This window comes from Sphingobacterium gobiense, from assembly GCF_002980575.1.
In the GTDB taxonomy this organism is placed as follows: Bacteria; Bacteroidota; Bacteroidia; order Sphingobacteriales; family Sphingobacteriaceae; genus Sphingobacterium; species Sphingobacterium gobiense.
Genome location: NZ_PVBS01000001.1, coordinates 790,664 through 809,100, shown reverse-complemented (window position 1 = coordinate 809,100; position 18,437 = coordinate 790,664). Strand labels below are relative to the sequence as shown.

15 protein-coding genes, 1 tRNA gene and 1 riboswitch are annotated in these 18,437 nt (G+C 41.3%); of the genes, 6 read left to right on the top strand and 10 right to left on the bottom strand.

Going from position 1 to position 18,437, the window contains the following annotated elements; translation table 11 throughout:
- Positions 1-113 precede the first annotated feature (113 nt).
- On the top strand, positions 114-1,523 hold the full coding sequence (locus C5749_RS03655; RefSeq protein WP_105723112.1) for an alkaline phosphatase: 1,410 nt from the start codon (positions 114-116) through the stop codon (positions 1,521-1,523).
- A 115-nt stretch (positions 1,524-1,638) separates the two neighbouring features.
- On the opposite strand, the gene C5749_RS03650 is transcribed toward C5749_RS03655, so the two are convergent.
- Positions 1,639-2,037, bottom strand: coding sequence for a single-stranded DNA-binding protein (locus tag C5749_RS03650; RefSeq protein ID WP_105723110.1), 399 nt, complete (start codon positions 2,035-2,037; stop codon positions 1,639-1,641).
- 188 nt (positions 2,038-2,225) lie between these two features.
- On the opposite strand from C5749_RS03650, the gene C5749_RS03645 reads away from it, so the two are divergent.
- Positions 2,226-2,594, top strand: a complete 369-nt coding sequence (locus tag C5749_RS03645) for a hypothetical protein (protein ID WP_105723108.1) — start codon at positions 2,226-2,228, stop codon at positions 2,592-2,594.
- 352 nt (positions 2,595-2,946) lie between these two features.
- Here the strand turns inward: C5749_RS03645 and C5749_RS03640 are convergent, their stop codons facing one another.
- The gene (locus C5749_RS03640) at positions 2,947-3,507 is read right to left on the bottom strand and encodes a DUF4230 domain-containing protein (RefSeq protein WP_105723106.1); all 561 of its coding nucleotides are present in this window, start codon (positions 3,505-3,507) and stop codon (positions 2,947-2,949) included.
- A gap of 114 nt (positions 3,508-3,621) precedes the next feature.
- Here C5749_RS03640 and dnaE point away from each other — a divergent pair, with 114 nt between their 5' ends.
- The 3 genes from dnaE (at position 3,622) to C5749_RS03625 (ending at position 9,144) form a co-directional block, all read left to right on the top strand.
- Positions 3,622-8,046, top strand: a complete 4,425-nt coding sequence (gene dnaE / locus C5749_RS03635) for a DNA polymerase III subunit alpha (protein ID WP_105723104.1) — start codon at positions 3,622-3,624, stop codon at positions 8,044-8,046.
- 99 nt (positions 8,047-8,145) lie between these two features.
- On the top strand, positions 8,146-8,463 hold the full coding sequence (gene trxA, locus C5749_RS03630) for a thioredoxin (protein WP_105717246.1): 318 nt from the start codon (positions 8,146-8,148) through the stop codon (positions 8,461-8,463).
- A 117-nt stretch (positions 8,464-8,580) separates the two neighbouring features.
- Positions 8,581-9,144 (top strand): DUF4256 domain-containing protein, encoded by a 564-nt coding sequence (locus tag C5749_RS03625; protein WP_105723102.1) that lies wholly within the window; start codon positions 8,581-8,583, stop codon positions 9,142-9,144.
- A 29-nt stretch (positions 9,145-9,173) separates the two neighbouring features.
- Here C5749_RS03625 and C5749_RS03620 read toward each other — a convergent pair whose 3' ends face one another.
- Positions 9,174-10,184, bottom strand: a complete 1,011-nt coding sequence (locus C5749_RS03620; RefSeq protein WP_219847887.1) for an SMP-30/gluconolactonase/LRE family protein — start codon at positions 10,182-10,184, stop codon at positions 9,174-9,176.
- 132 nt (positions 10,185-10,316) lie between these two features.
- On the opposite strand from C5749_RS03620, the gene htpG reads away from it, so the two are divergent.
- Complete coding sequence (gene htpG / locus C5749_RS03615; RefSeq protein ID WP_105723100.1) at positions 10,317-12,203, top strand: molecular chaperone HtpG; 1,887 nt, start codon at positions 10,317-10,319, stop codon at positions 12,201-12,203.
- An 86-nt stretch (positions 12,204-12,289) separates the two neighbouring features.
- Here the strand turns inward: htpG and C5749_RS03610 are convergent, their stop codons facing one another.
- From C5749_RS03610 to C5749_RS03580, 7 genes are all read right to left on the bottom strand, one after another.
- Positions 12,290-12,964 carry a hypothetical protein gene (locus C5749_RS03610; RefSeq protein ID WP_146113671.1) on the bottom strand — a complete coding sequence of 225 codons (675 nt, stop codon included), beginning with the start codon at positions 12,962-12,964 and terminating at the stop codon, positions 12,290-12,292.
- Between the two features lie 111 nt (positions 12,965-13,075).
- Positions 13,076-13,693 (bottom strand): fibronectin type III domain-containing protein, encoded by a 618-nt coding sequence (locus C5749_RS03605; RefSeq protein WP_105723096.1) that lies wholly within the window; start codon positions 13,691-13,693, stop codon positions 13,076-13,078.
- Positions 13,694-14,238: 545 nt separating this feature from the next.
- Positions 14,239-15,213 carry a helix-turn-helix transcriptional regulator gene (locus C5749_RS03600; protein ID WP_105723094.1) on the bottom strand — a complete coding sequence of 325 codons (975 nt, stop codon included), beginning with the start codon at positions 15,211-15,213 and terminating at the stop codon, positions 14,239-14,241.
- 108 nt (positions 15,214-15,321) lie between these two features.
- Positions 15,322-15,395, bottom strand: a tRNA-His gene (locus C5749_RS03595).
- Positions 15,396-15,527: 132 nt separating this feature from the next.
- Positions 15,528-15,935 (bottom strand): hypothetical protein, encoded by a 408-nt coding sequence (locus tag C5749_RS03590; protein WP_105723092.1) that lies wholly within the window; start codon positions 15,933-15,935, stop codon positions 15,528-15,530.
- Between the two features lie 19 nt (positions 15,936-15,954).
- Complete coding sequence (locus C5749_RS03585; RefSeq protein ID WP_105723090.1) at positions 15,955-17,274, bottom strand: ABC transporter permease; 1,320 nt, start codon at positions 17,272-17,274, stop codon at positions 15,955-15,957.
- On the bottom strand, positions 17,267-18,238 hold the full coding sequence (locus tag C5749_RS03580; RefSeq protein WP_245893605.1) for an ABC transporter ATP-binding protein: 972 nt from the start codon (positions 18,236-18,238) through the stop codon (positions 17,267-17,269). The genes C5749_RS03585 and C5749_RS03580 overlap by 8 nt, the downstream gene beginning before the upstream one ends.
- Positions 18,239-18,335: 97 nt before the next feature.
- Positions 18,336-18,428, top strand: a riboswitch (TPP riboswitch).
- Positions 18,429-18,437 lie beyond the last annotated feature (9 nt).

Here is an 18,437-nt window from a genome sequence, read left to right as displayed (position 1 = left end):
AACTTGTTGGATAGGATTTGGCATTATTTGATTATTTATTATAATTTCATCACTTACTTAATTTTAATATAGACTTTATATTGTTTTATTTTTGTCAGTCTAAACTCCAAAAAATGAAGAAAATTTCTTTTGTACTTTACCTTTTTTTATTTATCGTATTCGGTGCATCAGCACAACAGAAGCCCAAGTATATTTTTTTTATGATTGGCGACGGAATGGGATTGAACCAGATTAATCTAACCGAGGTTTTCCTAGCCGCACAGGAAGATCGGAATACCGTGTTCCCATTAGTATTTTCTACCTTTCCTTATGCTACGTTCGCTACCTCTTATTCTTTATCACATGGTGTGACCGATTCTGCTGCAGGAGGTACGGCCTTGGCAGTAGGCAAAAAAACGAAAAACGGTGTAGTGGGGATGGACAGTGCGGCGAACACAGCATATAAGAGTATTGCTTACACAGCTAAAGAAGCAGGACTTAAAGTGGGGATCACGACATCTGTGAGTATTGATCATGCTACGCCGGCGTCATTTTATGCCCATCAACCTAGTCGGAACCGGTATTACGAAATAGCGGAAGAGCTGATAACGTCAGATTTCGATTTTTTTGGGGGATCCGGTTTCTTAAGTCCGAACAAAAACTCAAAAAAAGAAGATGCTCCTTCCTTATTTCCGAAATTTGAAAAAGCTGGATATAGATTAGCTTATGGCTGGGAGGCCTACAACAAGATAAAACCGGCGGCCGACAAGATAATCTTGATGAATGTAGAAGATGGCGATCACTCCTCGTTAAAATATGCAATAGACCAGAAAGACGGCGACTTAAACTTGGCTCAAATAACTGACGCGGCTATAGAATCATTAACTAAAAATAATGACAACGGTTTCTTTTTGATGGTTGAAGGGGGGAAAATAGACTGGTCCTCGCATGCGAATGACGCTACGACAACTATTAAAGAGGTGTTAGATTTTAATGAGGCGGTGAAACGGGCTTATGTATTCTATGAAAAGTATCCAGAGGAAACGCTAATCGTCGTTACGGCTGACCACGAAACGGGGGGAATTGGCGTCGGTAACGGTGGAAGCCGTCTGAACACAAAACTATTAGCAAATCAACGGGTATCGCAGGGGACATTGTCTACGTTATTAGCTGATTTGAGAGCGACGAAAGAAGAAGTGCGTTGGGACGAAGTAAAAAATGTCTTAATGGAAAATGTAGGGCTTTTCGCTGATGTAGCGGTGAGCGAAGACGAGGAAAAAATGCTTGTCGCAATATATGAGAAGAGCTTCGTACGCCATGAGACGGAAACCTCAAAAAGCTTATACGCTAACGATGATAAATTGGCAAGCGAGGCGATTAAAATATTAAATAAAAAAGGTTCGGTTAGCTGGGCATCAGGGGGACATTCAGCAGCGTATATTCCCATATTTGCTATTGGAGCAGGAGCTGAGGGATTTACGCATAAGATGGAGAACACCGACATCCCCAAAAAAATAGCGAAAGCTGCCGGCTGGGATTTTTAACTAAATCATTTTTTATGTCGACATTAATAGCTGATTCTAATTTCGATAATTACCTGATACAAGAACGAAAAAAAAGCCGCGGGTGCCTTAAGTAAGATACGCACCCGCGGCCGTTTTAAGGGAGATGATCGGTCTCCTCTTCGCCTTCCGAAGGAACCTCCAACAACGATGTGTTTTCCGCCTGACTATCCAGCACCGTAAACTGGTGCACGCGTATATCCGTAACTTCTCTTTTGATATTATTGACATCAATGTAATCACGATATACTAAAGAACCTTGGATCAATAAGCGCGTACCCTTTTTTCCTTTTCTTTCTAGTTTCTCCGCGAGTTTCCCCCAAAATACCAAACTATGCCAATAAGTGGTTTCTACCCACTCTCCTTGACTGTTTTTGGAATACTCGTTTGTGGCTAAACGCACGTTGGAAACTTTGGTCCCGTTTGTCGTTGTTTTCACTTCTACATCGGCTCCCAAACGTCCGATAAGCTGTACTGCATTGATTAATGTGCTCATAAATATTGAAATTTTAGTTGTAAATCCACTTTAGATATTTTACATTTATAGTGTTATTGGCATTCGCCTTTGACAATTCAAAGTTGCGAAAGCTGGTTTATACTAGCCGGTAGTTAACCAATTATAAGCGTTTATAAACGTTTATAAGCGTTTACAAACGTTTGTATAATAAAAGAATTATGTAAAATATGGAAAAACGTATGTGTTTGACTTGTGGCGAGTCTGTCGTTGGGCGGTCGGATAAACGCTTTTGTCATGACGCCTGTCGGAATGCTTACAACAATAAAAGAAATAGTCTTCCGAATAGTTTTGTGCGAAAAATTAACGACACATTGAAGCGTAACCGGCAAGTTCTCGGTAAGATATTGGGTAAAGAAAAAATGCAGAAAGTATCTCGTGAAAAACTACTGTCTAAAGGATTTGATTTTGTTTTTTTTACCAATCAATTTAGTAATGCCAAAGGGCAAGTTTATTTTTTTGTCTATGAATATGGATATCTAGCATTGGACGAAGAGCTAGTTCTAGTGGTTCGGCAACAAAAATTCGAAAAAGTATAATTTTTAAACGTCGATCTTTCGAGGTTAGTTTTACACAACTAAATATATACAAAATTATTTTGGATGGTTGGTTTTTCTTGCTATATTAGCAATTCATAATTCAGTCCGCTAGAGCATGGCGGCAAGTTATAATTGGTTAGTGAGACCTCTATCCGCCCGGATAGGGGTCTTCTTTTTGTTTTGTAATGGTTAGAATTTAAAAATAAAAATCCTGAAGCGGGGAGCCTCAGGATTTTACCAAACCAATTATTAACCTAAATTATGAAATTATACTCTTATAACGTTGAACAATACAAACTATTATTTACTATCGATCCTTTAACATTTTTTAACATTCATGTTGCGTATTATATTATTCAAATGATATGTTTATTTTAGGAAAACCCAATCCTTCAAGCAAGGGCCTGAACACATGGATGGCGTTATCTTTTGTCTGTCGTAAAATATCGGAATTTCTTACCTCTTTATAAATTTCCTTCTCGGCACTTTTGAAAGCCTCATCCACCAAAGTTGCCTCCCGGAAGAAAGCCATTTTCGTATCATATACTTTCGAAGCTTGATGATCTATTTTAACATAACAGATCTCCGGGTCGGGCAACCTGATAGACACGGAATCACGAATAACTACTATATCACGAGGAGAGAGCTTTGTTAGGTCGATACAACCTACGGCATCAGCCTTGACAATGAGGAGAACGCTCGCATCCGGTAGGTACGCCGTAACATTTTTATGTTCCAGCACGTCGCTGAACCGGTATTTTACCAATTCCAGCTTACCCATAGCTTCAATACGCTCAATGAGCAATTGATGTTTGCTTTCCGACGTCGGGCCACTTCCGTACCGCACAACTAAAAACCAGCCAACAATAATTAATATGCTGATAAACAACAGTGTTTTTAAAAATTTCTTCATGATGGATCTTCGTCAAATTATATTCCAAACCAAAATACGCAAAATGTTTTGTTTCAAACAACGTAATTCCATCTGTTTATTTTATAATTTTGTTGAGAAGAGAAAGGGATTTTGATGTATATAATTTTTGACACCGAAACTACAGGTTTACCGAAGCGTTGGGATGCGCCCATCACAGATACAGACAATTGGCCACGCTGTATACAAATTGCATGGCAATTGCATGATGAAATGGGTAATCTTATTGAGCATCAGGATTATCTGATTAAACCCGATGGTTTTAACATTCCCTACGATTCAGAAAAAATTCACGGTATATCCACGGAGTTAGCTGAAAAAGATGGTGTTCCTTTAGTTGACGTATTGAGCAAATTCAACGCGGCTTTAGCGAAGGCAAAGTTTGTTGTTGGACAAAATATCGGTTTTGATATCAATATCATGGGGAGTGAGTTTTACCGTTATGCGGTCAGCTCTCCCTTAGCAGACATGTCGGTGTTGGATACCTGTACCGAAGTTACCGCAGAATTGTTGAAACTTCCCGGGGGGCGAGGTGGACGCTATAAACTCCCGAACCTTACCGAGCTTCATAACTACCTATTCGGTGTTCCTTTCGCCGAAGCACACAATGCCACGGCCGATGTGGAGGCAACAACACGTTGCTTTTTTGAACTTATTAGACAGGAAGTATTCACTCCAGAAGAACTACAGGTAGATACCGGGTATTTTGTTGAATTTAAACAACATAATCCGGACACCATTGCACCATGGGGGCTAAAACATATCAACTTAAAAGCCGCATCGGATGCTATTCGCGCTGCCCAAAAAACGGATGAACCCACAACGGTTATAGACGAGGAGCTTAAGAAAGCGCTAGATCAGGCGGAATTTGCCCATCTACATAATCATTCGCAGTTTTCTGTATTGCAATCGACCATTTCAATCCCAGCTTTAGTAAATGCTGCTGCAAAGGCTAATATGCCAGCAGTTGCCCTTACCGACAACGGTAATATGATGGGGGCCTTCCACTTCGTAAATACGGCGCTCGGGTATAATAAAGAAATCGAGGCAAAAAATGCAGAAGCATCCGAACGAGGAGAGGCGCCAGTAGGTCGGACGATTAAACCAATCGTGGGCTGCGAGTTTTATGTATGCGAAGACCGAACAGATAAATCAAGGAAAGACAACGGCTATCAAATTGTTGTTTTAGCAAAGAATCTAAAAGGCTATCATAACTTAGCAAAGATGGCTTCGATTGCCTATACGGAAGGGTTCTATTATGTTCCGCGTATAGACCGCTCGGTAATTGAAAAGTACAAAGAAGACGTCATCGTGCTGTCGGGCAATCTATACGGAGAGATACCGAGCAAAGTACTGAATATTGGTGAAGCGCAGGCAGAAGAGGCGTTACTGTGGTGGAAGCAACAGTTTGGAAGCGATTTTTATATAGAACTGATGCGACATGGACAGGAAGATGAAGATAGGGTGAACCAAACGCTGATTGAACTTGCCCGCAAACACGATGTCAAGCTGATTGCGACAAATAATACCTATTACGTCAGCAAAGACAATGCACATGCCCATGATATTCTACTTTGTGTGAAAGATGGGGAAAAATTATCAACACCAAAGGGTAGAGGGCGTGGTTTCCGATTCGGGTTGCCTAATCAGGAATACTATTTTAAGTCTGCAGAGGAAATGAAGCGGGCATTTGCAGACGTACCCGATGCCATTATCAATATACAGGAGATTTTAGATAAGATTGAAACTTATTCTTTGCATAGAGATGTCCTTTTACCCAAATTTGTTATTCCGGAGAAGTTTCAGCATGCTGAAGACGACTTGGATGGCGGTAAGCGCGGTGAAAACGCCTATCTCCGTCATTTGACATACGAAGGGGCGAAAGAGCGTTATGGAGAAATTACCGATAGTATTAGCGAGCGCCTGGATTTCGAATTAGAAACCATCGAAAGAACAGGATATCCCGGCTATTTTCTTATTGTACACGATTTTATTGATGCTGCCCGAAAAATGGGTGTTTCTGTGGGGCCAGGTCGTGGTTCAGCAGCGGGTTCCGCTGTTGCCTATTGTTTGAAAATAACCAATTTAGATCCGATTGAGTACGATTTACTTTTCGAGCGTTTCTTGAATCCAGACCGCGTTTCTATGCCCGATATTGATATCGACTTTGATGATGAAGGCCGAAGCCGTGTGATGCAATACGTTATTGATAAGTATGGTGCATCGCAAGTGGCTCAAATCATTACCTACGGTACGATGGCAGCTAAGTCTTCTATTCGGGACACTGCACGCGTGCTTGATTTACCGTTGCAAGATGCTAATGAGATTGCAAAACTCATTCCCAACCTCAAGTTGAATAAAATTTTCTCGATGGATGAGAAAGCGATGAAAGAGGTATTACGCTCGGAAGAATTGGAAGCGGTCAACCGTTTAAAATCCTTGGCTGATGGGGCAGGATTAGAAGCAGAAACCATTAAGCAGGCTCGTGTTCTAGAAGGGTCTATGCGAAATACAGGAATCCATGCTTGTGGGGTAATCATCACACCGGATGACATCACCAAATTTGTGCCGGTATCATTGGCAAAAGACTCAGACCTGTATGTCACCCAATTTGACAACTCAGTAGTAGAGAGTGCCGGTCTATTGAAGATGGACTTCTTGGGGCTAAAGACGCTTACGTTGATTAAGGACACTGTTGCCAACGTAAAATTACGTCATGGTGTTGAACTCGATCCCGATAAATTCCCCATTGACGATCTATTGACGTATGAGCTATTTCAACGTGGAGAAACGGTGGGCGTGTTTCAATACGAATCTCCGGGGATGCAGAAGTACATGAAAGAATTGAAGCCGACCGTATTTGCCGACTTGATTGCCATGAATGCATTATATCGCCCGGGACCGATGGAATACATTCCGTCATTCGTCAAACGGAAACATGGAATAGAACCCATTACCTACGATTTGGAAGCCTGTGAGGAATACTTGAAAGAAACATACGGTATCACCGTATATCAAGAGCAGGTGATGCTTTTATCGCAAAAACTAGCTGGCTTTTCTAAGGGTGATGCTGATGTTTTACGTAAAGCGATGGGTAAGAAGCAACGCGCGGTGTTAGACAAAATGAAGCCTAAGTTTGTTGAACAAGCGGCTGCAAATGGGCACAATCCTAAGGTATTGGAAAAAATCTGGACAGACTGGGAAGCTTTTGCCTCTTATGCCTTCAATAAATCGCACTCTACCTGTTACGCTTGGGTGGCTTATCAAACGGCTTACCTCAAAGCGCACTATCCGGCAGAATATATGGCAGCAGTATTGTCTAATAACATGAATGATATTAAAACGGTGACTTTCTTTATGGAAGAATGTCGACGGATGGGCCTTCAGGTTCTAGGTCCTGATGTAAACGAGTCCTATTATAAATTCACGGTAAATGATCAAGGTGCGATTCGTTTCGGAATGGGAGCGGTGAAAGGGGTAGGAGCCGGGGCGGTGGATACCATTGTCCAAACCCGTGAAAAAGATGGTAAATACAAATCCGTATTTGACCTCGCCAAACGTGTGGATTTACGTGCGGCAAATAAGAAGGCATTTGAAAGCTTAGCGTACGCTGGTGGTTTTGATAGTTTTACCAATACCCATAGGGCGCAGTATTTTCATGTCGACGGAGACAATTCCATTGGTTTAGAGAAAGCCATCAAATATGGTCACCGGGTAAAAGAAAACGAAAACTCAGCGCAAGCAAGTCTCTTTGGTGGATCGGCAGCAACAGAATTGCCCGAACCGGTATTGGCGCCCTGCCCAGCTTGGGGGCTTATCGAGAAACTCAAATATGAAAAAGACGTTATCGGGATCTATTTGACCAGCCATCCATTGGATAATTATAAGTTTGAAATAAAACATTTTTGCCATAATAGGGTAATAGACCTCCAATTGATAAACAAGGTCAAAGCAAGTGAAGTAGAAGACGAAGTGTTGTTGGAGTTTAATCGGATTAAAAACAAGGAAGTAGTTGTTGGCGGTATTATTGCGGCAGCGAACCACAGAGTAGCGAAGTCAGGCAAGCCGTTCGGCTCATTTATTATCGAGGACTACAGTGATTCCTTTGAGATTATGGTATTTGGAGAAGATTACGTCAAGTTCCGCGGCTACCTTCAAGAAGGTTTTTTTGTACAAATCAGGGGACTGGTACAAGAACGTTTTAGACAGGCAGGTAATTGGGGCTTTGAGTTAAAGAATATACAACTGCTTTCCGATTTAAGGGATAAAATGGCGAAGTCATTTACGATACAATGTCCTCTTCATCTTTTGAATGATCAGTTTGTGCAGCAAATGCATACCTTAGTCGAATCAACAAAAGTAGAAGGAACGGAATGTAATTGCCAACTGAAATTTAAAATTTTGGATATGCAGGACGAACTAGCTATCGAAATGCCTGCCAAATCATTGAAAATAAATCTAACAAACGACTTTTTAGACGGTTTAGAGAAATTCGAAGGCGTAAACTATAGATTAAATTGATAGGCTATAGAAATTTTTGTGAAGAGCGGATGACGATTATCTTTAGTCAAATTTCTATCTTTGCTTTATTACTTTAGAGAAATCAAAAAATTAAATATTATGGCATTAGAAATTACAGACAGCAATTTTGAAGAGCTTGTTCTTAAATCAGATAAACCTGTTTTAATCGATTTTTGGGCAGAATGGTGTGGTCCTTGCCGTATGGTTGGTCCCATAGTAGATGAAATCGCGTCAGAATACGACGGACAAGCAGTAGTAGGAAAAGTAAATGTCGATAACAATCCAGACATTTCTGTGAAGTATGGTATTCGCAATATTCCCGCTTTGCTATTCTTCAAAAACGGCGAAATTGTTGATAAGCAGATTGGTGCTGTGCCCAAATCTGTTTTGGTAGAGAAATTGAGCAAACAGCTCTAAAAAAGACTTTTAAGGAAGATAGAAAAAGCTGGCTTTTATTTGGAAGGTCGGCTTTTTCTATTTAGCAAAAAACAGATTTATTGTATATTCGTCTTTTCAATCAAACAGCACGATACCATGAGTAATAAAACGAAATTATCCCAGGAACAAACAGACGAGCTTCTTGACGTCTTGAAAACACGGTTTGAAAAAAATACGAACCTTCATCCTGATCTGGATTGGGCAAAAATACAGGAAAAACTCGTTGCCAGTCCGAAAAAGCTTTGGTCGCTTTATCAAATGGAAGAAACAGGCGGCGAACCAGATGTAATAGATTACCAAAAGGAAACGGATGAATATGTTTTTTGTGATTGTGTGGCGGAAAGCCCAAAAGGGAGAAGGAGTGTCTGTTATGATCCCGAAGCACTGGAATCCAGAAAAGAACATAAACCCAAACATAGCGCAGTTGGGATGGCTGCAGAGATGGGTATTGATCTTTTAACAGAAGAACAATACCGCGCACTACAGACACGGGGAAAGTTTGATGCGAAAACTTCCAGTTGGGTATTGACACCATCTGCCATCCGAGAAAAAGGTGGCGCTATTTTCGGAGATTGGCGATACGGTCAGGTATTTATTTACCATAACGGCGCAGAATCGTATTATGCTGCCCGTGGCTTTCGAGGTATATTAACGCTTTAAGAACTGTGAGATAAACCTCTAGAAAGGTGTTATTTTAGGCTAACACGTAACACCTTTCCAGTATTTGTTATATACAGTGTTTTCTCATCGGTAGATAAAGCTACATTCGAAGCGGCCTCATCCAATACGATTTTACCTAGTACTTTGGCCGTGCTGTCGAATATCCACACGCCACCAGGACCACTTGCATACACAATGCCATTGCTGTCAATCTTCAAACCATCCGGTAATCCAGGTAATCCATCACGCTCGTTCGTCGAACTGTAAAATAGTTTCGGTGTGACAACGCTGTCTGTCAAATCCAATATATACCAATCGGCAGCATTCGGATCGGAATTACCAATCAATAGCTTTTGTCCACCCGGGAAGAAGGCGATACCATTCGGTTTACTAATCTGATCGGTTAACAATATGATCTCGCCATTTTGTTTTACTTTATATACACCGTTAAAAGGCAGTTCCTTTTCCGGGTCATCGTCGCGCTGTGTAGGCAGACCGTAGGGGGGATCGGTGAAAAATAAGTCGCCTTCCTTATTATACACTGCGTCATTTGGACTATTGAAACGTTTATTATCATATTTATCCGCTAGAGAAATAAAATTTGATTTAGGTTGCTGTAGCGGCGTATCCATACGGGCGACCTGACGGTTACCATGTTGGCACAACACCAGGTTTCCGAGATCATCTAACAACAAGCCATTGCTGCCCGGTTCCTTACGTCGATTAGGATTATCACCCGTATCACCACTAGGTTTTAGATAAACTTCACTTCCCTTGTCTGCTGTCCACTTGTAAATCGTATTCGTGGGTACATCTGAGAACAATAACATTTGCTCACTTTCGACCCATAGCGGTCCTTCACTCCATGCAAAGCCCTCGGCAATAATTTCTGCTTTTGCGGAGCTGTCGATAACAGCATCCAGCGCTGCGTCATAGCGCTCAATGCTCCCAGTCGTATCGTATGTCATTTGTTCAGATTGTTGAGGATTATTACAGGTAAACACAGTAATCAAAATACACGGAATAAATGTAAGCTTCATAGTTGAGTGTGTTTGTGACTGTCTAAATTACATTTTTTCTTTCGATAACTGTCATCCTGTCCTAAAAAAGACAAATGGAATGCTCCTTGATATGGTTGTTGTTGATTTTTATAGACAAAAACTAAATAATATATGCAAGAAAAAGGTAGTATTTCGATCCACACCGAGAATATTTTTCCGGTGATTAAGAAGTTTCTTTATTCCGATAATGAAATCTTTTTACGCGAGTTGGTTTCCAACGCCGTTGATGCTTCTCAAAAAATAAAGAGATTGTCTTCGCTAGGGCAGTTTCAAGGTGAGCTGGGTGATCTGACCATCGACGTGAAGTTCGACGAAAACGCCAAAACGATTACCATCTCCGATCGTGGTATCGGTATGACGGCAGAAGAGATCAAAAAATACATTAACCAGATAGCATTTTCAGGTGCTACGGAGTTTATGGAGAAATTTAAGGAAGCAAACGATGCTAACGAAATTATCGGTCGCTTTGGTCTCGGTTTCTATTCTGCTTTTATGGTCGCAGACAAAGTAGAAATTCAGTCTTTATCACATCAGGACGGAGCCGCTCCGGCACATTGGACTTGCGATGGAAGTACCTCTTACGAAATAAACGAAGGTACACGCACAGAACGTGGTACCGATGTGATTCTCCATATCAATGAAGAATCGCAAGAGTTTTTGAATCAAGGTCGTCTGAGCGAGATTTTGAATAAATATGCTCGTTTCTTGCCAATCCCCGTACGTTTTGGGACAAAAACAGAATCAGAACCCGATGGGGAAGACGAAGAGGGTAAGCCAAAATATAAATCGGCTGAAGTTGATAATATTATCAATAATACAACACCGGCATGGACGAAAGCACCATCCGAGCTAAAAGACGAAGATTACCTCGCATTCTATCGTGAGCTCTATCCATATTCGATGGATGAGCCGTTGTTCTGGATTCACCTTAATGTCGATTATCCGTTTAACTTAACGGGTATCCTGTACTTTCCGAAAGTGAAGAACGAAATGGATATCCAGCGGAATAAAATTCAGCTGTATTCCCGTCAGGTATTCATCACGGACGAGGTGAAAGACATCGTACCGGAATTTTTGATGTTGCTACAAGGTGTTATTGACTCACCGGATATACCGTTGAACGTATCCCGTTCGTTCTTGCAGGCAGATAGTAACGTGAAGAAAATTAACAACTATATCACGAAGAAAGTTGCTGATAAATTGAATGAAATATTCAAGGCTGACCGTAAAAACTTTGAACAAAAATGGAACGATATAGCGCTCTTTATCAAATATGGTATGTTGAGCGATGAGAAGTTTGCGGAAAAAGCGAATGATTTCTGTCTGTTATCAAATGTAGACGGAGAAAGTTTCACCCTGAAAGAATACTACGAAAAAGTGAAAGACATTCAGGTTGACAAAGATGGTAATATTGTATATCTGTATACTAATGACCCATCACAACAGGATGGTTTCATTGCGTCGTTGAAAGAGAAAGGCTACGATGTACTGGCATTGGATGGCCAACTTGACAATCATTTCGTGGGCTATCTGGAACAAAAAGGGGGTGAAAAAGTTCAGGCAAAACGTGTAGATGCAGACGTCGCGGACAAATTGATTCAGAAAGAAGAAACACAGTCGTTATCTTTATCAGAAGAAGAATCAAAGAAAGCATCGGAAATCTTTGAAAAAGCGATTTCCAGAGCCGATATGAAAGTGGAAGTTGACGCCCTACACGCGGATGGCTTACCGGTTTCGGTTACAGAAGACGAGTTTATGCGCCGAATGAAAGATATGGCGAAAACCGGTGGTGGAATGGGCTTCTATGGCACATTACCAGATAACTATAAAGTAACCGTCAATGGAAATCACCCGTTGGTAAAACGCATTTTAGAGAGCTCTGAAGAGGAGGGAACTCAACTCGCGAAACAGGCTTTTGATTTAGCCTTATTATCGCGTGGTCTGTTAAAAGGTGCGGATTTAACTTCCTTTATCAAACGTAGCGTTGGGATGATTTAATAATATATGGGTTGGCCGTTGGTCAACCCATTGTTATTTCAGCTTGTCCTTTCTATATGCCGTTGGCGTAATACCAAATTGTTTTTTCATGCCCGCCACACCGCCCCTAGCACCTGCACATCCTTGGTCAATTGTGCTGTTTTTTGCAGGATATCGCTATAGGTGGTGTACAGTATGTTGTATTGTTGGATATAACTGTCCAGAAGGATATAGACATCTGCCAATACAGTTAGAAACTGCTGGAGATCTTTATCGAGTGAAACGACATCCACGTGCATATCTTCGTGGTGCCTAAAGACCGAATCAAGAACTTTAAAATGCAATGGATCGATCGGTTTTTCGCCTCTGAAATAGGTATCCGTGATGGTGGTATATTCCCGGTCACGCGTACCGATAACATCATAAAATTGTACCAATTTACGGTGTTGCCCAATAACGCTGTTATAGAAGTTGCGTAATTCGACCTGAAAGCCAACTTCCAGTTCGGTGTGCAGACTTTTGCTGGAGAAATCAACCTGCTCTTTATAAAAGTCAAACATATTGTTGAATTCATGTCGCTCTTCATCCAATTTATGGAGATTGATGAGGGCAAGTTGAGCCTCCCCCTTCTCTTTTTCAAATAGGAGCTTCATACGCCAGACCTGGTCGTGTACCAATCTGTAATCATTCAAGGCTTGGACCTCGTGATTTAGCGGGTAGCGGTCTTCGTGTGTTTGATAACTAATGGTGCGGAGCGGATGGTCTATTATGATATTCTTCATCTTTATATATTGGTTTTTAAACATACTAAAAAATTAACGGTAATTATAAAACTACAAGCCGAAATAAAATACCCGACCTGTCGTAAAGGAACAGGTCGGGAACAACAAGCGTCACGATACTAAACAACGTACCGTATCGCTGTAATTGGGAGCGGGATCAGTTCCGAGATAGGTGACCCGAAATTCGTATTCCTGTGCATATTCTAAATTCGAAATGCTCGTTTTGGATTTGCTACTGAGTACTTTGATCCACTCGTTCAAGCTACCCACTTTACGATACTCGAATTGATAGAACCTCGCCGGACGCCAACGGTTGACACGTAATTGTACCGTATTGGTACCGGGGTGGACAACCATCACCCGGAGATCGTTAGCCTTAGGTGCTTGTTCTACGCTCGAGGTTTTGTTCTTGCTCGGTATAAATCCTGCGGCCAATAAAATGCTGGGATCTCCCTTGGCAACAGACTCGATATGTAAAGATAGATCGTAGAGGGCCTGTCTGACCAATACCGCTTGTTGGTTCTTGATGACGACCTGTCGCATGTCGCGAAACGAAGCTTCCGTCCGGGAGGCTGTGTAATCCGCAAGTACGGACTCCAATAGCGCAACCTTTTCTGCAGCATCCGTAAATAGGTCTGCATTTTCCTTGGTCTTTTTGACCACATTGGAGGCATAGGCAATCAACTTTGATTCCGTGCCTGTTTTTGAGCTTACTGCTGGTTTTTTCATAATAATTAAATTGTGTTTAAAAATGAATTAATGCCTCAAATATAGGAAGGGGTGTTTCCTACGAGGGGGGCTATTTGCGCCAACTTTACCGCCAAGACTGGATAGTTGTGTCGCAAATAGCCCCCTTGATCTGATTTCTATTTAAAAATCACAGTTTAAAGGCTTATAAATGCGTGTTATTTGGTAAGTGATCACTAACCAAAATGTCGTACTTACGTGCCAAAAAACATTACCTTTACGCCATAAGCAATTACTTTTTGACCATTTATATGTCAAGATGGGGCATTTGTTATCACAGTTGAGGTAAGCTGATTTACATTTGGAACATAAGCTATTGCTTTTTGACCATTTATATATTAAGATGGGGCATTTGTTATAACAGTTGAGGTAAGCTGATTTACGTCTGGAACATAAGTTATTGCTTTTCGACCATTTGTATATCAAGATGGGGAATCTGTTATCACAGTTAAGGTAAACTGATGTCCGCTTGAAACAGGAGTAATTACTTTTTGACCATCGGTATGTCAATATGAAGCATTTGCTATTTAAAACAATCGCTTCAATTGCATGCTCTCCCGGTATTGTAGCGGGCTTATCATAAAACGTTTGGTAAAAAGACGTTTGAAGTTTTTGGGACAGGCAAAATTTAAAGATGCGGCGATGGTTGTAATCGGTGTGTCGGAGTTTCGGATACATGCTCTTGCTTCTTGAAGCCTAAACTCAATAATCTGTTCGGTTACGGAAAAAGGTTTGTCTTTAAAGGCTCTTTCAAGTGTTCTTTTGCTGACATACAATGCCGCAGCGATGGCTTCGATATTGGTTTGATCGTCATAGAAGTTTTCGCGGATATAGGCCATGGCTTTATAATACAGCTCGATTTCGTGATCTGTCCGATCAACAGCGGGCGGTTCGATTTCTTGAAATACGTACCGGAAGAACCGGATGTTCCAATTAGCCAATTGGTAATATGTACTAAACGGTCGAAATTCCATCTGCTGTAGCGCGTCCAATATACGTTTAAGCTTAGCATGGAGACCCATTGTTCCGATGATCCGATACAAGCGATCGTCTTTGGCCGTCGTCGCAAACAGGGGCTTCAGTTGTTCGTATTCTGTCGTCAGATCTTGCAACATACAACCATCGATTCCTAATAATAGAAACCAGGAGCTGTCGTCACCTAAAAAAATCCTATGGTCATCGGTCAACGTTTGGTAGCAAAGCAACATATCGGTAGGCAGCAGATAGCTACTGTCCAATGTCAGCGAAATTCCCGTACGCATATTGATAAGAAGCCACAGGTAGTTTTGGGAAGCGGTAACCTGCATAGATAGGCCGGCAGACAGCTGCGTATCTTTAAATTCAAACCAGCAGAAATCTTTCCCGCTGTAATATCGATAAGATAAATGTGTTTCTAGGGGGGATGATGCCGGTTCCGGAAGAAAGGCTAAGTAGCCGTCAAAAGGCCTGCTATTGTATATAGCGTGGACATCTGAAAATTCAACGAAACTGGTTTTAAGCATGCTATTTGTCGGTTTATCCACTAAAGATAGTAAAATTTAGGCAAACGCAGAAACTGAGATACGGGTACTTAAAACAGAAAAAGCTTCTCTGAAAAGAGAAGCTTTTTGGGTAAGCAATGGGGCTCGAACCCACGACCCCTAGAACCACAATCTAGTGCTCTAACCAACTGAGCTATGCCTACCGTGATTTTGATGAGACAAAAGTAGGATAATTCCATCTATACTCCAAATATTTTTAAACAAAAAGCACGGGTATAAAGCGAATAAGTTCATTTATAATGAGATAATTTTTATTGGTTAGCGCTAAAATAGAATTACTTCATATTAATCACCTCATCTACGATATATCGGGTGTTGCCACGCCATGGCAGTACCCCATGATATTCTTTGTAATGCAGGTCAAAATATTTGCCGCTGTTTAGTTCCAGTATCCTGAAGATCGAATCACTCTCCACCGAAAATTCAAATTCATTATTTGATACCCCCGTACCAGATTGTGAGCGTAATCCCTCTTGAATCAGTTTTCCTTCGTATGTTTTAAAAAGATTGCCTTTTTTCACAGCGAAATTGAGGTATCCCGATTTCACGCCTTCTCCGAATACAAAATAGTATTTATAATAAACTAGACCACCGACAGCCAAGAATACGATGATCAGTAGCCAAGCTAGGATTTTTCCGAAAACTCCCGACTTCTTCTTTTCTGTGTTTTGAGATGTTGTCATGACGTTCTATTTTCTTGCATTATCTTTTATAATTAAACCACTTTACGAGTTCTTTTAGACTCGCTTTTTTTCCATACATCAAGATTCCTACACGATAAATACGTGCCGCAAACCAGGTCGTAAGAACAAATCCTCCGATGAGCAATGAAGCAGATAGTACAATCTGCCAAGTCGGCACACCAAAAGGAATACGGACCAACATCGCTACTGGCGACGTAAACGGAATCATACTCAACCAGGTTGCGATACTCCCATGAGGGTCATTGATCAGTACCCCAAACGACAGCACATAGGGTATCAATAGGGGCATGGTTATCGGCATAGTAAATTGCCCGGCTTCCGTTTCGCTATCGACAGCGGAACCTACCGCCGCGAATAAAGCGCTATACAGGAGATATCCTCCAAGAAAGAAAACAAAAAAGCAGATGGTTAGTTCTGTGAAATTCACGGAGTCGAGCGCGGCCATCCAATCAAAGTTGGTACTTCCAGCAGCGGCCTGATCCCTGGGCAATTCACTCATATTTCCGCCCATAGCCTGTTGAGCGACTTCTTTATCGCTGAACATTGCTGTTGAGAAGACCGTCATTAACGCTAAGGAGAGCATAATCCAAAGTACAAATTGGGTGATACCGACCATGCCGATTCCAATAATTTTGCCCATCATCAATTGAAACGGTTTTACCGAAGATATAACGACCTCCACAATACGGTTCGACTTCTCTTCAATAACGCCACGCATAACTTGCGTGCCAAAAAGCACCAGCGACAGATAAATCAAGAAGCACAATCCCATAGCTATGCCCATGGCAACTTCTGTATGGCTGTCTTTGGCGTCTCCGGTTTCGGTTATCTCCTTTGCCGCAATCTGAATATGGTCATTAATGCTACGGATACGGTCCACATCTAATCCCATTTCACGATATTGCTTATTACGGACAATTTCCCGGAGCTGTGATCTGACTTCGTTTTGTGTACTGATATTCGGTTTTCCGGCAGATAACAGCTCGATTTTCCTGGTGGTATAAAAGTCAGCAGGTATGAGGAGTAAATTCGTGTTCTTCGCTCCATCCTTTAAACTGTTTATCTGCTCTTGCAAGCCGGTGTTTGAAAATGAATACGCAATATGTTTATTGCTCTTTAATTGAGCGGATATAGAGCCCTCTTCATCAATTACATGTACGATCGCATGCGTGTCCTCATAGCTCTGTTTCGTCAGGAAAAATATAGCCATATACATCCCGATAAAAAGCATCGGAACCAGAAAGGTCACCAGCAGAAAAGATTTTTTCTTTACACGACTAAAGTATTCGCGGTTAATAATTAATAATATCTTATGCATGGTGGGTAGATTTGTTAATAGAAGGTGTTGTAACTTGGTCGATAAAAATGTCGTGCATAGACGGGATAACTTCCTTTACCTGATTGATTTCAACTTGAGGTATAAGATGTAACAATATCTCGTTCAATGCATTATTTTGATTTACACGAATGGTTACCTCATAGTTTTCTGTTGTTTTTTTCTCTTCAATTAGGTCAAACAAAGGTGATTCCCTCAAATTTGGAACGACGCCATCTTGTTCTTTATATTCAATGACATACATTTGGTTCCGATACGAGCGCTTTATTTCTCGGACCGGACCGTCCAACACTTTTTTAGATTTATTGATAAGTGCGATATAATCACAAAGTTCTTCGACGGATTCCATGCGGTGCGTGGAATAAATAATAGTAGCACCTTTCTTGTTCAGTTCTAGAATTTCCTCCTGTATAACCTGTGCATTGACAGGATCAAAACCAGAAAAAGGTTCATCGAGGATAATAAGATCTGGCTCATGCACGACCGTAGCTATAAACTGCACTTTCTGTTGCATTCCTTTACTAAGGTCCTCGACTTTTTTGTCCCACCAATTTTCGATTTGCAACTTTTCGAACCAGTTTCGGATACGTTGTGCGGCATCATTCCTGGAAAGCCCCTTGAGTTGTGCCAAATAAAGCATCTGTTCGCCGATCTTCATCTTTTTATATAGCCCCCGCTCTTCGGGCAAATAACCGATGCGTTCGATATGTTTGGGCTGAAGAAGCTCGCCGTCGAAATAGATTTCGCCACTATCAGGAGCGGTAATCTGGTTGATAATACGAATAAGCGACGTCTTTCCGGCGCCATTGGGTCCCAAAAGACCAAAAATACTACCTCGCGGCACCTGCAGGGATATATCATCCAGCGCCCGGTGGCCACTATATTGTTTAACGATATGACGAATGTCTAGCATATAATTTTGTAATTTGCTGCTTAAAGATAGCATTTTTTTGATTGTCAACAAATATGCGACACCACAACCTATTAGTTAGGAAATGAACCCACTTGTCTGTTCGCTAATCTGCCACATTTTAGTTAAGTTTGTAAAGCTTTAGGGGTATTCTGAAAAGAATTGAGAGACACCCTTCGAACCTGATTCGGATCATACCGACGTAGGGAAAGGCAGTTTCGAGTTTTCCTAAAGC